Here is a 13,594-nt window from a genome sequence, read left to right as displayed (position 1 = left end):
GTTGAATGGTGGGGCGAGTCCATACATAGGAGCTGCCGAAGGCTGCGATCTTTTGACTCTGATTTTTTAAGATGAATATCAAAATCAAAATCAAGATCAAAAGATCGCAGCCTTCGGCAGCTCCTACACATGCGTATTTCAATTCGGGATGTTTAAAGGATGTTTCGATTTTGCGGAACCTTCCCACAAGGTTTTCAGGTTGTCCGTCGGACGTCCGGTCTCTAGCCTGTGTTCGTCGCTGCCAATTCAGCGACCGGGCATGGAAACCCGAAGACACGAGAGAGCAGATACGCCTTTCATAACGTATGCTTGCGCACTTTCATTGTGTGCACTCTGTTATGGCGGTTGTGCGCGGGAGACATTCGTGTCTGCCGGGTTGCTCTCTCCCGGATTTCCAGCCTGCGTACAGCTGCCACCCATTTTTCCTGGAAGTCGAATGGGCCAGCTGCAACTATCAATGAGAGAGAATCACCATGAAAAAACCAACCCCCAACCCCCCAGAATCAGACACAAACACCACATCCCCCTACGCCTCAGTCGATAGCAAAAAACTCCACGAAGCCGCCGACCGCGCCCTCGATTTCTACCTCAACCCCACCGCCCACATCATGTCCAGCGCCAACGAGCCGGAACCCATGTACCTTGCCAACCCCAGGTACAACACCGAATCCCTGCTCGCCAACGCCAGCGAAACCCTCGGCTCGGCCAGCGAAATGCTCATCAACTTCGCCGCCTCGCTGGAAACTTCACAGCGCAAAACCGCACTGGGCATCGCTCAAGTTGTCATGCTGGGCGAACTGGCGGTGAATCAAGCGCTGGATCACGTCGAGTTGAAGGATGGCTGATTGATCGTTCCCACGCGCAGCAAAGGAATGCAGCCCCTGACGCTCTGCGTAAAATTCGCGAGTTGGAACGCGGAGCGTCCCGAGAGACATTCCCACGCAGAGCGTGGGAACGATCACGAAAACCGTACCTCCACGGGAAACACGGTTTCTTGTGTTGAGACGAGGAAGCGATCTTAACCGGGGTCGCGTCGAGGGTACTCCTGACGCGCATGCAAGATGCTCACAATCTCAATTTGGTCCGCCACTTGATAAACGACGAGATAGTTCGGGCTTACCACAATCTCTCGAGTGCCGGGAGAGCGGCCTTTGCGATACAGGTGTGGATGCCAACAAAGCGCAGATGTAGTTTTTACGACGGACTTGTGAAGTGCAGTCGCCGCTACAAAATTTCGCTCGCCAATGTACTTCAGGATTTTCGAGAGTTCGACCCGAGCCTTGGGTCGCCACTTAATCTGCATCAGCGCTTTTGCGCATTGATTCCATCAAGGCATTGATTTCCTCCATCACTTGCTCATGGGGAATACTCGGGCGCGGATCATCGAGAGACGCTTGTACTTCCGCCCTGAACCAGCGGTCATAGCTCGCAGCCTGTTCTTCAGGATCAAGATCCGAGACGACTGGGCACATCGGATCAATCATCTTTGGGTCGATCATGGCACCTCCGGGATCAATGCCTGGAAGTCTATTCGGTAAGGGGAATGTTGTCGTGGTTGTCTGGATGAGTTGCACGTCGGTCGAGCTCCGTAGGGTTCAGGTTGTCCCGAAAAATCCTAGTCCTTGCGCTTCCGACGGCCAACCGCCAGACGTGGTAGGAAAACGTTCAACTTTTCCAGAAATCATTCCTTTTTCTGTAGGACGTGGCGGGTCTGAAGCTTTAAAGAGCGTATGTCGTTGATCGGTCCTACGGACAAAAAAAACCGCGATCCCCCTCACCAGAGAATCGCGGCCCATCAACACCCAACCTCTACTGCTGCAACACCGTCGCCTGGTTAGCCGACCCGAACTGCTGAATATTCGCCGTCTGCGTCACGCCACTCTGATCGACATTGGCAATGTTCCCCGTGCCGCCCTGGGTCACGTACGCCACGTTCATCGTATCTGCCTGTTTAACAGTGATCATGTTGTCACTGCCATACAACTGCGCGGTATACGCCTGGTTGCCCGACCCCGACTGATCGAACTCGGCGCTGTTACCCGTGCCATTCGAAGAACCCTGCACCAGGTTGCCCGTGCCGCGCTGATCCGAGATCAAGATGTTGTCGCTACCATTCTGATCAAAGTACAGCTCGTTATACGACTCCGCCTGACTGACCGTGGTCTTGTTGCCGGTCCCGGTCTGGTGCGTGGTCATCACATGGCCGACGCCATCCTGAGTGAAGCTGGCGATGTTGCCATTGCCCGCTTGGGTGACGGTCGCACGCTGGTTGCTGCCGAACTGGCCACCCGATTGCGGGCCTTTCCAGTTGCTGGCGTAGACCTTGTTGTCGTTGCCCACGGAGGTGGCGCTGAGCGTGTGGCCGTCGCCGCTCTGGTAGGTGTAGTGCACGTTGCCGTTGCCAACCTGGTACAGCGCCAGTGTCGAGTTGACCGATTCAAACTGGTCGGCGTAGATCGCGTTGGTATTGCCGACCTGGGTGACGGCAGCGGTGTTGTTTTCGCCGAAGCTTTGATCGACCACGGTTTCGTTGCTGTCGCCGTATTGGTTGACGGTGGCTTGGCTGGCGAGTTGCGCGTCTTGCCAGATTTCGCTGCCGTTGAGGTTGCCGAACTGGTTGATGGTGATGTTGCCGCCGGTGCCGTTGCGTTGGTCGCCGTAGGCGTAGTTGCTTTCGCCGGCCTGGTTGATGCCGATCTGCCCGCCGTTGTGGGTGACTTGTTCGGCGGTGCCGTAGTTGGCGGTGCCGTATTGGGTGATCACCGAGCTGTTGCCGCTGCCTTCATAGAGTTGTTCGATGTTGGCTTCGTTGCTGTCGCCGAACTGGAAGGTTTTGCCTTCGCTGCCGTTCTGCGAATCCTGATAGATGAACGAGAAGTTGCCCGTGCCTTGCTGCTGTTGCAGCGCGCTGTTCGGTGCGCCGAAGCCCAGCGACTGGCTGGCGTGGGCGGTGTTGAAGGCACCGACCTGTTGCTGGGTGATGGTGGCGTTGTCTTCGTAAAGTTGTTCGGCGTAACCGGCGTTGTAATCGCCGACGGCGTCCTGGGTGATCACGCTGGTGGCGTGGTCTTGCACGGCGGCGGCGTCGTTACCCTGGCCCAGTTGGGTCTGGGTGGCGGTGCTGAACGGCGCCTGGGTCTGTTTCACGTCGGCGATGTTGGCGGTACCGACCTGGCTTTGGTTGGACAGGCTGTCGTCGGCCATGGCCTGGGCACTGATCATGACCAGGATGGCGGCGGTGAGGGGCGTCAGTTTGAACATGATGAACTCTCCGATGATGTGCAGTGCTTAGCGATATTGCTTGACCGAAACGCTCATGCCGTTGCCCGACTGGGTCACGGCGCTTTGCAGCCCCGTGCCGGCCTGCTCGATGCTGGCGTCGTTGTTGTTGCCGTTTTGCGAAATCTGCGCGCGGTTGTGGCTGCCGTTTTGCGTAATGGAGGCGGCGTTGCCGGAACCGTTCTGGTTGATCAGCGCCATCAGGTCGCTGCCCTGTTGCAGGATGTACGCTTCCTGATTGCTGCCCGACTGCACGATCTGCCCGAGCAGCGACTGACCGTTCTGTTGCAGCAGGGCGACGTTGGCCTGGCCGAGCTGGTCGATCAGGGCTTGCTGACCCTCCGGTGGGGGCAGTTCGCCGAGGTCGCTGCTGGTCGGGGCCAGGTCGTCGTTGTCCATCAGGTCGTCGGCGCGCACGCCTGCCGTGCTGCACAGCAGAAGCAGGCAAAGCAGGGCGGCGATCGGCGTGTTCATGGCTCACATCCTGTCAGGCGTTAACCGGTTTCAATTCAGCCCCAGCCACCCGCGAGTGGCTGGGGATCAGGCTTACAGCGTGGTCACCGAGACCGTGCGCACGGTGCCCTGGGATGAGCGGATCGTCGCGGTCGGGTTGGCCGATGGCACCACCAGCGTGTTGTTCAGCGTCAGCCGCCAGCGACCGGTGACCGGTACGGTGGTGGTGCCGAGGGTGACCAGCCCGGTCGGGGTGGTGACCTGCACGGTGATGGTGTTGCCGGTGGTCACCGACGAGGTGCCGGCGAAGTCCCAGTTGAAGCGTCCGCCCGAGCGGGCCTGCACCGTCGAGGTGGTGATGGTGAAGGTCTCCGCCGCTGGCCGTGGCGACACTTGCACGGTGACCGTGGCCGGCGTCGACAGGGCGCCGAAGCTGTCCCGGGCGATGTAGGTGAAGGTCGTGGTGAATGCCGTGGTCACGGTGGCCGGTGGGGTGTAGGTGATTACCGTGCCGTCAGTGCTGACCGTGCCACGGCCGGCGGCCGGTTGGGTCAGGCTGGCGACGCCCAGCGGTACGTTGCCTTCCGGGTCGGTGTCGTTGGCCAGTACGTTGATCGGGATTGCCACACCCAACGTGGCGACGCTGTCGGCGACGGCGGTCGGTGGCCGGTTCGGCGCGACGGTGATCGTCACGGTGGCCGGGTTGGCCGAGGCCAGGCCTTTGGCGTCCTGCGCCTTGTAGGTGAAGGTGGTGGTCAGTGGTGTGTTGACCACGGCTGGCGGGGTGTAGACCACGGCGGCAGTGCCGCTGAGGGCGACGGTACCTTGGCCGGCTGCCGGTTGGGTCAACGCAGTGATGCTCAGCGGATTGTTGCCGTCGGGATCGCTGTCGTTGGTCAGCAGGCTGAGGGTGATCGGCACGCCGAAGCTGGTGCTACCGGTGTCGGCGTTGCTGATTGGCGCCTGGTTTTCACCGGTATCCGGTGCGGTGCCGACCACGACAACGGGCTCGGTATCACTACCGCCAGCGGCGGACTTCACCGTCACGGTGGCCGGTGGCTGGGTCAGGTCGGCGACGGTGATGCGCTGCAGGGTGCCGGTCTTCGACAGGCGTCCGTAGCCTTGCGCAACCATGTCCGGGATCGCCACTTCATCGGTCGATGTCGCTTCGATCAACAAGGTTTTGTTGGCCCAGTTGTAGCGCGCAGTCTGCACTTTCACCACGTCGGTGAGTTTGGCCGACACCGACGTTGGACGGGTGGTCCCGGCCGGGTTGGTCGCGGTCACGACCACCACCGGTGGTACGGCGCCAGTCCCCAGGCGTTGGCCAAAGAACAAACCGGTGTTGTCACCCGCCAGGCTGGTTTGGCACGGCGTCGGCGGTGGGCCGGGCAACAGCGCCACGGTTTCGCGGAAGCACAGGGTCGAGCTGCTGTCTGCCTTGGCAAAGACTTCGGCACGCCCCCCCGTCGAGGTGCGGCGATAGGTGGCGCGGTTGAGTTCGACAGCGGTTTGCTGACGGTTGTCGAGCACTTTGCCGGCGACGGTAAACAGGCTGGTTTGAATCGTACCGGCAGCGGATGGCCCGACGATGCGTACGAAGTTGGTGTCGAACGGGCTGCCGGTCACCGCCTCGGTGAGGTTCGGATCACCGACGAAAGTTTCGACACCGCCGCTGTCAGGATTCACTTCGGTGTAAGGGCCGTTGACGCTGCGCAGGAACGGGCCAATGGCACCGGTCAATGCGCCGCTGAAGTTGCCCGGCGCGCCGATGCCGATGTCTTTGGTGATGTTGATCGCGCGGCGCCCGGGGGTGGTGACGTTGACCGTTTCGACGCCATACGGGTGGGTGATGGTGTATGTGCCGGCCACGGGAACGTTCACCCGGATGCGAATTCGCGCGAAGGCGATTTGATCGCCGTCCACCGGATTATCCGAGGAAAACGCTGCTTCTATCCCCGCGACATAGGCGTCCATGCCGTAGCCGGCGCCGTTGTTGGGGATGTTGGTTTCCGCGAGGAACCAGAAAGCTTCCGGCGGCCAGTTGTCGGGGAACACCATCGGCAGGGTGTCGTCGAAGACGCCCGGTTCCGGCAGCAGAGTGCACATGTACGCGGGAGGGGTACTCACCGCTACCCGCGAACTGGCGGCGCGCGACTGGCAGAGCTCCATCGACAGCAGATTGTTGTCCTGATACCACATCGGGAATTTCCCGGTGGCGAAGGTGTAGGGGCCGGGGTCGACGGCGGCGAGTTGCGCATAGGCACTGCCGGTCAGCGAGAGAGCGAGCCCGAGCGCGTTGAGCGCAAAGCGTGGCCACTTGTTCATGATGCCTCCTGATGCGGATCTGGGCATGTGAGCGTTCATTGCACGATGACCACTTCTTCGGTATCGCTGCCGCCGTTGGACGACGTCACGCGGACCTTGGCTGGCGGTATCGGCGAGATCCCGGTGGCCAGGCTTTTCACTGCGCCGTCGCCACTCAGCGCACCGATGGCGGTGCCGCTGCCGGAGGTGGCGGTGAGTACGGGTGGCGAGGTTTCGTCACTGGTCGATGCCACCACGGTCAGTTGTCCAGAACTCAAGCTGTACTGGGCACTCTGGATCACCACCAGGTCGGTCAGGGGCATGGGCAGGGTGGTCGGTGTGCTGCTGGCGATGGCCAGGTGGTTGTCGGCGGTCACTTGCAGGACGCTCGGCACGGTCGGGTTGGCCGACGATTGCGCGTACCAGGCGCCGGTGGAGTTGGCTTCGGTCATGTTCAGCACCGGGGTCAAACTGCTCACGGCGGCGGTGCCGGGCGCTGGCGGTGCGAGGACGAACACGTCTTGCTGGGCCACCGGTGCGCTGGTTCCCGCTTTGCGCGAGTAGGTGCTGCGCTGGGTGATCATTGGCGTAGGGCGCACCACGCTCGATAACTTGCCGGAGACGGCAAATATCGTCGTGCGCAGATCGAGGCCGTTGGGGCCTTCGATACGGATGAAGTTGGTGTTGAACGGGCTGCCGGTCACGGCTTCTTCAAGGTTCGGATCACCGACAAATTGCTCTGCCGAGCCAGTCACCGGATTGGTTTCGGTGTAAGGCCCGTTGAGGCTACGCAGGAACGGTCCGACGTCGCCCTTGAGCGCGCCGTCGTAGGTTTTCGGTGCGCCGATACCGATGTCGCGGGTCATGTTGATTGCGCGGCGGCCGGGCGTGTCAATGTTGAAGACTTCGACCCCATACGGGTGGGTGATGACGTAGGTGCCGGCCGTAGGAATATCGACCCGGATGCGAATCCGCGCGAAGCTGATCTGATCGCCTTCCGCCGGGTCACCGCCACTGAACGCGGCTTCGATCGCCGAACCGTACGAAAGGTTGATGCCGCGCGCGGCGTCGACAATCGTGCCGTCAGCGGTGAACCAGAACGCCTCGTCGGGGAAGTTGCTGGGGAAAGCCAGCGGTTGAGCGTCATCGAATATGCCGGGCGCCGGCAACAGCGAGCACATGTACGAAGGCGCACCGGGGGTGCTGGGCACGCGGGAGCTGAGCGCTTTGGACAGGCACAGATCCAGCGTGCGGCCGTGGGTGTCCTGATACCAACTGGCGAAACCACCAGTGGCCGGTGCGTACGGCCCCGGATCAACAGCGAACAAAGCGGCCTGAGCAATGCCCTGGGCCAAGGCGCTCACGACCAGGACGGTCGCGGTTTTGGACAGTAAAGGGTGCATGAGTTAATCCCTCTATCAAAGTACCTGCCCCTTGGGGATGGGTCAGTTGCACAGGGCCTGTACACCTTCCATGCCAAGGTGCGGTGGATGGGCGGGAGAGGGCCGGGGTAGAGGGCTTGGCGCGCAGAAGGGTCAGGTTTTTGGTCAGTGGGGAAAGGGCGTCATTCCCCAGAATCGGGGACGGTGGGGAGGACCACTCATGGCCTGTCGAACACAGATCCTTGTAGGAGTGAGCCTGCTCGCGATAGCGGTATGTCTGTGATGAAAATGTCGACAGGCCCACCGCGATCGCGAGCAGGCTCACTCCTACAAGGGATTAGCGGTGTCTGTGGGATCACCTCAACGGGGTCGATATCCCCGCATCCGGGCAAACCCCCACCCGTGGGCTATAACCCTATAGGGACGTAAAGAGAAGTCGCCGCCATGAACATGCAGTCGAAATCGCTACCGGTCGAGGAGGGCAATCTCCGATTGAGCTCGCGCAAGCAGTCGTTCAACCTGCTGCGCTGGTTTTCGCTGATCAGCATGGCGGTGATCGGTACGGTGGCCATCGCGCTTGGGGCGGTCTCTACACGATTCGTGATCGAGGAAAGCGTGCAGCGCGATGCCTTGCTCACGGCGCAGTTCATTCAGGCCATCGCCTCGGCCGAAGTGCGCCATGTGTCCATTCCCAACATCCGCACGATGGGCGAACTGCTCGATCCACGTCAGGACAAGGATTTTCCCGATGTCGATCCGCAGGCCCGGGCGGGCGCGCGGGGTGAATTTCTCGACCACATCGAACACCTGCCGGACGTGATCCTCGCCAACATTTATGCCCCCGACCGCCAGGTAATCTGGTCGACCAACCCGGTGCTCATCGGTACCAGCATTCATGCCGACGAAGACCTCGATCGTGCCTTCAACGAAAAGATTCCGGTGTCGGCCAGTTACCACGACGTCGACAAGGCCCGTGAGGAGCAGAAGTTCGTCATCCCGCCGGATTACATCTTCATCGAGAACTACATTCCGCTGTTCGACGCCGAGGGCAAGAATGTCACGGCGATGGTCGAGATCTACAAGGAACCGAAAGACCTGATCGCACGCATGGAACGCGGCTTGACCCTGATCTGGCTGGCCACCGCACTGGGCGGCGGGCTGATTTATCTGGGCCTGTACTGGATCGTGCGACGTGCGGCGATTCTGCTCGCCGCCCAGCAAAAACAACTGATCGCCAATGAAACCTTTGTCGCACTGGGCGAGATGTCTTCTGCGGTGGCGCACAGTTTGCGCAATCCGCTGGCGACCATCCGTTCCAGCGCCGAACTGGCGCTGGAGTTCGATGCCGGCCCGGCCGAGAAGAACATCAAGGACATCATCGGCCAGGTCGATCGCATGTCGAAGTGGGTGCGCGAGCTGCTGCAGTCCCTGCGTCCGCTCAACGATGATCCGGAACCGGTGAACCTGGTGGCGGCGTTGCACGAAAGCCTCGTCGCGTTTGAACAGCAGATCGCCAAGGCCGGCGTGCAGGTGGTGTTTCATCCGCAGCACACGCCGATGGTGCTCAGCCAGCCGGTGCAACTGACGCAAATCCTCAACAGCCTGCTGGCCAATGCGCTGGAGGCGATGGACAAGGGCGGCACGCTGACCGTCAGCCTGGAACCGAGCGACGACCGTGGTGTGTGCGTGGTGCTCAGCGACACCGGCAAAGGCATGAATGAAGAACAACGGACCATGGCGTTCCGGCCGTTTTTCACCACCAAATCTGGCGGTCTCGGGGTCGGTCTGGTGCTGGTCAAACGCATCATGGAGCGCTTCGGCGGCGGCGTGACCCTCGACAGCCGCGAAGGCGAGGGCACCACCGTTCGTCTGGCCTTCCAACGCGTCCCCTGATAAACACATTCCCCCTGTAGGAGCTGCCGAAGGCTGCGATCTTTTGATCTTGATCGTTCCCACGCTCTGCGTGGGAATGCCTCAAGGGACGCTCCGCGTTCCAATGGGACGCAGAGCGTCCCGGGCTGCATTCCCACGCAGAGCGTGGGAACGATCAACGGGGCCCGAGCCTTCGTCAGTTGGTACGCAAGTTTATAAACGCCGCAAAAATTTATGAACTTCCCCCATCAGTGGGTGTCAAGCCCCGGTCACCGGGGAGTGGGGAAACCCGCAGACCTTCCAAGTCCCTGTTACAACTGGAAATAATTTCTTGGCGCACTAGTTGCAAAACACCATCACCCCTTCCTTGATGAGGCGGCTGGTGATGGACAGAACAACGCGTAACCCAAGCAACACCTTCCTGCTGACGCCGCTGAGCGTCTTTCTGATGCTGACCCTCGGCACCATGGCCGGCGTTCGCGCCAGCCCGATCGATGACGAGCGACAGCCTGAAACCTCCGATCCGTCGGCGTACTACGACGAGCCGGCAGACGAACCGACGGCGCTCAACGCCATCCTGACCATGCCCGAGGCCAACGAAGATTCCTTCGACTTGCCCGACGGCGTCAAAGGCAACCGCGCTGAAACGCGTATCGAAAACGTCCTGCCACCGTCCGTGCAGACCAGTTTCAACTACCCCACCAACGGCAAGCCGAGCCCGCTCTATGGCGCGCAGCCGTTCACCCAGCAGTTGACCCTGTTCGAAGAGTTCGGCCCGGAAAAACTCGACCCGACCACCCCTGCCGCGCCGCTGCCATTTCCACCGGCGGCGATTGGCCCGGCCCCCGCGCAGGACCCGAATAATGTCGCCCGCAGCGCGCCTCCCGGCACTGCGCTGGATGCATTCCTGCGACAACCGGGGCTGACGCCATTCCCCAGCCAATTCTCTAACGTGGTCGACCGCAACCCGTGGCAGGCGCAGATCGAAGTGTTCCTCAACCGGCACATCGGCTCCTCCGCTGAAGGTCGGCCGCCAGGAAAAGGCTGGGCCCATCAGCGCTGGAACGAGTTCTATCCGCAAGTCGCCTACAAAACCGCGCAGACCGGTGCGCGCCTCAATGGTGGCTTGCGTGACAACGTGCAAATGCACCATTACGCCGTGGGCGAGTTCGGCCCCGGTGGCCTGTACCACAACGTCGCGGGTGTGCCGCTGACTGACGGTACTGCGAAAGGCGTCGATCCGCGTTTCCACCCGAACATGCCGGTGCAGAACCACAACGCAGTGTGGACCTTCGACGGCACGCTGCCGCCGAAACTGTTGATGGTGCGCTACGGCCAACCGGTAATGATGCGCCACTACAACGGCTTGCCGATCGATCCGTCGGCCAACCGTGGTTTTGGCCTGCACACCATCAGCACCCACGAGCACAACGGCCACGCGCCGGCAGAAAGCGACGGCTATGCCAACGCGTTCTTCTTCCCGGGGCAGTTTTACGACTATCGCTGGCCGATCCAGCTCGCCGGTTACGACAGCATCAACACCAAGGCCGAAGACCCGCGCGCGGCGTTCCCCTGCGCACCGGGCGAAACCCTGTGGGTCAACGACCTCGCACCGGCGAAGAAGACCTGCGACAACGGCACCATCAAGATCCGCGGCGACTGGCGCGAGACCATGAGCACCCACTGGTTCCACGACCACATGCTCGATTTCACCGCGCAGAACGTCTACAAGGGCAACGCGGCGATGATGAACTACTACAGCGCGTTGGATCGCGGTAACGAGTCGGTGAACGACGGCGTCAACCTGCGCTTGCCCAGCGGCAGCGCCTTGCCGTGGGGCAACCGCGACTACGACGTCAACCTGGTGTTCGCCGACAAGGCCTGGGATCAGGAAGGTCAGTTGTGGTTCAACCCGTTCAACACCGACGGCTTCCTCGGTGACCAGGTCCTGGTCAACTGGCAGTGGAAACCGACCCTCGATGTACGCGCACGCAGCTATCGCTTCCGCATCCTCAACGGCTCGGTGTCGCGCTACTTCAAACTGGCGCTGGTGCGCGAAATCAAAGGCAGCGGTGGCGAGTTCCAGGGGCCGAAAAACTCCGGCGTGACCTACAGCCGCGTGCCGTTCCACATGATTGCCAACGACGGCAACATCATGGAACACAGCGTACCGTTCGACGGCAGCATGGACCTCGATGCCGACGGCGATAAACAGAACCACAACGCGATCCTGCCGACCCAGGGCATCGCCGAGCGCTTCGACATCATCGTCAACTTCTCGAAAAACGGCATCAAACCGGGGGACAAGCTGTTCTTCGTCAACCTGCAGGCCCACGACGACGGCAAGGGACCCAAAGAGGTCATTCCGTTGGGCGACATCCTGTCGGAGAAATACCTGGCGGTGATCAAGCAGACCAGCAAAGGGCCGCAGTGGGACAAAGGCGATCCAGCGGTGGGCAAGGTCTTGCAGCTCAACGTCAAGGCTTACACCGGCCAGGATCTGGCGATGAACCCGGCAGCCTACGAACCGGCCAAACCCGGCAAGGCTGAAGGGCTGGTGATGATCCCGCTGAAGCTCCACCGCGACAACGCCGCCGATAAAGCTTTGCTGGCCAAGGCTCGCCACCGCACCTTCACCTTCGGCCGTTCCGACGGCACCGATGAAGCGCCGTGGACGGTCAAGACTGACGGCGGGTTCGGCTTCCACATGGACCCACGCCGACTCAATGCCTCGACCCAATTGTCCAGTGGCCCGACCGATGCCGGTGTCACCGGGTTCGGTACGCTGGAGGTGTGGAAGATCAAGGCTGGCGGCACGGGCTGGAGCCATCCGGTGCACGTGCACTTCGAGGAGGGCATTATTCTCAGTCGCGGCGGCAAGGCACCGCCGGAATGGGAAAAATGGGCGCGCAAAGATGTCTATCGGATTGGTTCTGAAGCGGATGGTCTGGACAACGTCGAGATGGCGATCAACTTCCGCGAGTTCGCCGGGACCTACATGGAGCACTGCCACAACACTCAGCATGAGGACAACTCGATGCTGCTGCGTTGGGACCTGGAGAAACCCGGTCAGCTGCAACTGATGCCAACCCCACTGCCAAGCTGGGACGGTGTGCGCTACGTCAACTCGGCCGCGCTGCCTACCTTCCGCAGCGGCGACGGTATGGGCCCACAAGTGGTGATCAAGCCATGAACCGTCGCCACGGTGACAGCCAACCCGTGCATACCCCGCGCTCCCGGGCGCTGGGCATGCACCTGGTGCTGATGCTGGTGGTCTGTGTGCTCGGCAGCCGCGTGCTGCTGGCACATCAGGCCAGTGTCGGCGAGCCGTCAGCGGCCAGTGAATCCGCCACCCCGTGGGGTGGCGACTATTTCCCCAACACCTTGCTGACCGATCAGGACGGTCAGCAGGTGCATTTCTTCGATGACCTGATCAAGAACAAAGTGGTGGTGATCAACTTCATCTTCACCTCGTGCAGCGACTCTTGCCCACTGGAAACCGCACGCTTGCGCCAGGTGCAGAAACTGCTCGGTGATCGGGTCGGTCAGGACATCTTTTTCTACTCGATCAGCATCGACCCGCTCAGCGACACCCCCGAGGTGCTCAAGGCCTATTCGCAGCGCTTCAAGGTCGGCCCCGGCTGGAAGTTTCTCACCGGCGAATTCGAAGACGTCACCGACCTGCGCAAAAAACTCGGGCTGTTTATCGAAGGCGTCGACAACGGTCGCAGCAAGGACCACAACCTCAGCCTGATCGTCGGCAACCAGACCACCGGGCGCTGGATGAAAGCCTCGCCGTTCGAAAACCCGTGGATCCTCGCCGACCAACTGGCCAACACCTTGCAGAACTGGAAGCAGCCGAGCATTGAAGAAAGCTACGCCAACGCCCCGGACATTCGCCCGCCGAGCAATGGCGAAGAACTGTTCCGCACCCGCTGCGCCTCCTGTCACAGCCTCGGCCCAATGGATGGGCAGGGCCTCGGCATGCGCAGCATCGGCCCGGATCTGATTGGTGTAACGCGTAATCGAGATCCGAAATGGCTGAACCGCTGGATTCGCGAACCGGATCGCCTGCTCGCGGAAAAAGACCCGATTGCCCTGCAACTGTACGAACAGTTCGAGCGAATCCCGATGCCCAATCTGCGCCTGGACGAGCAATCCGCGCAGTCGATCATCGATTTCCTCCGTGATGAAACCGAGCGTCAGCAACCGTCCACCCCGGCCGTCGCCGACGGTGCTTTGACGCCAGTAAAACCGGGTGATCCAGCCGCAACGGTGAGTCAGATGCGGTAGCGGCGAAA

At 61.2% G+C, this 13,594-nt stretch carries 11 protein-coding genes; 4 read left to right on the top strand and 7 right to left on the bottom strand.

Going from position 1 to position 13,594, the window contains the following annotated elements:
- Nucleotides 1-277 (bottom strand): hypothetical protein (locus ACWR1S_RS22700; protein WP_454565072.1); only part of this gene is annotated, 277 nt, incomplete at its 3' end.
- Nucleotides 278-473: 196 nt separating this feature from the next.
- On the opposite strand from ACWR1S_RS22700, the gene ACWR1S_RS22695 reads away from it, so the two are divergent.
- Nucleotides 474-845, top strand: coding sequence for a DUF6124 family protein (locus tag ACWR1S_RS22695; protein ID WP_038364897.1), 372 nt, complete (start codon nucleotides 474-476; stop codon nucleotides 843-845).
- A gap of 173 nt (nucleotides 846-1,018) precedes the next feature.
- Here the strand turns inward: ACWR1S_RS22695 and ACWR1S_RS22690 are convergent, their stop codons facing one another.
- The 6 genes from ACWR1S_RS22690 to ACWR1S_RS22665 all read right to left on the bottom strand — a co-directional run bounded on the left by ACWR1S_RS22690 (nucleotide 1,019) and on the right by ACWR1S_RS22665 (nucleotide 7,442).
- Entirely contained in the window at nucleotides 1,019-1,303 is a 285-nt protein-coding gene (locus tag ACWR1S_RS22690; protein ID WP_016983362.1) for a type II toxin-antitoxin system RelE/ParE family toxin, read from the bottom strand.
- A complete protein-coding gene (relB, locus tag ACWR1S_RS22685) occupies nucleotides 1,293-1,499 on the bottom strand; it encodes a type II toxin-antitoxin system RelB family antitoxin (protein WP_454565071.1) in 207 nt (68 codons plus the stop codon). The genes ACWR1S_RS22690 and relB overlap by 11 nt, the downstream gene beginning before the upstream one ends.
- 310 nt (nucleotides 1,500-1,809) lie before the next feature.
- Nucleotides 1,810-3,261, bottom strand: coding sequence for a curlin (locus ACWR1S_RS22680; protein WP_454565070.1), 1,452 nt, complete (start codon nucleotides 3,259-3,261; stop codon nucleotides 1,810-1,812).
- Between the two features lie 27 nt (nucleotides 3,262-3,288).
- Nucleotides 3,289-3,753: a curlin gene (locus ACWR1S_RS22675; RefSeq protein ID WP_454565069.1), complete on the bottom strand. Its 465-nt coding sequence runs from the start codon at nucleotides 3,751-3,753 to the stop codon at nucleotides 3,289-3,291.
- Between the two features lie 72 nt (nucleotides 3,754-3,825).
- Nucleotides 3,826-6,060, bottom strand: coding sequence for an Ig-like domain-containing protein (locus ACWR1S_RS22670; protein ID WP_454565068.1), 2,235 nt, complete (start codon nucleotides 6,058-6,060; stop codon nucleotides 3,826-3,828).
- Between the two features lie 35 nt (nucleotides 6,061-6,095).
- Entirely contained in the window at nucleotides 6,096-7,442 is a 1,347-nt protein-coding gene (locus ACWR1S_RS22665) for a hypothetical protein (protein WP_454565067.1), read from the bottom strand.
- Between the two features lie 423 nt (nucleotides 7,443-7,865).
- Here ACWR1S_RS22665 and ACWR1S_RS22660 point away from each other — a divergent pair, with 423 nt between their 5' ends.
- From ACWR1S_RS22660 to ACWR1S_RS22650, 3 genes are all read left to right on the top strand, one after another.
- Nucleotides 7,866-9,314 carry a sensor histidine kinase gene (locus ACWR1S_RS22660; RefSeq protein WP_454565066.1) on the top strand — a complete coding sequence of 483 codons (1,449 nt, stop codon included), beginning with the start codon at nucleotides 7,866-7,868 and terminating at the stop codon, nucleotides 9,312-9,314.
- A gap of 364 nt (nucleotides 9,315-9,678) precedes the next feature.
- Entirely contained in the window at nucleotides 9,679-12,486 is a 2,808-nt protein-coding gene (locus ACWR1S_RS22655) for a multicopper oxidase domain-containing protein (protein ID WP_454565065.1), read from the top strand.
- Nucleotides 12,483-13,586 (top strand): SCO family protein, encoded by a 1,104-nt coding sequence (locus ACWR1S_RS22650; RefSeq protein WP_454565064.1) that lies wholly within the window; start codon nucleotides 12,483-12,485, stop codon nucleotides 13,584-13,586. The genes ACWR1S_RS22655 and ACWR1S_RS22650 overlap by 4 nt, the downstream gene beginning before the upstream one ends.
- Nucleotides 13,587-13,594 lie beyond the last annotated feature (8 nt).

This window comes from Pseudomonas sp. AIG, from assembly GCF_977020205.1.
The sequence above is the reverse complement of the archived record's forward strand: the minus strand, read 5'-3'. Positions and strand labels throughout refer to the sequence as shown.

Coding starts and splice junctions, on each gene's coding strand:
- ACWR1S_RS22690 (WP_016983362.1), bottom strand. CDS start 1,303: ATGCAGATTAAGTGGCGACCCAAGGCTCGGGTCGAACTCTCGAAAATC.
- ACWR1S_RS22655 (WP_454565065.1), top strand. CDS start 9,679: ATGGACAGAACAACGCGTAACCCAAGCAACACCTTCCTGCTGACGCCG.
- ACWR1S_RS22680 (WP_454565070.1), bottom strand. CDS start 3,261: ATGTTCAAACTGACGCCCCTCACCGCCGCCATCCTGGTCATGATCAGT.
- ACWR1S_RS22650 (WP_454565064.1), top strand. CDS start 12,483: ATGAACCGTCGCCACGGTGACAGCCAACCCGTGCATACCCCGCGCTCC.
- ACWR1S_RS22670 (WP_454565068.1), bottom strand. CDS start 6,060: ATGAACAAGTGGCCACGCTTTGCGCTCAACGCGCTCGGGCTCGCTCTC.
- ACWR1S_RS22665 (WP_454565067.1), bottom strand. CDS start 7,442: ATGCACCCTTTACTGTCCAAAACCGCGACCGTCCTGGTCGTGAGCGCC.
- relB (WP_454565071.1), bottom strand. CDS start 1,499: ATGATCGACCCAAAGATGATTGATCCGATGTGCCCAGTCGTCTCGGAT.
- ACWR1S_RS22675 (WP_454565069.1), bottom strand. CDS start 3,753: ATGAACACGCCGATCGCCGCCCTGCTTTGCCTGCTTCTGCTGTGCAGC.
- ACWR1S_RS22695 (WP_038364897.1), top strand. CDS start 474: ATGAAAAAACCAACCCCCAACCCCCCAGAATCAGACACAAACACCACA.
- ACWR1S_RS22660 (WP_454565066.1), top strand. CDS start 7,866: ATGAACATGCAGTCGAAATCGCTACCGGTCGAGGAGGGCAATCTCCGA.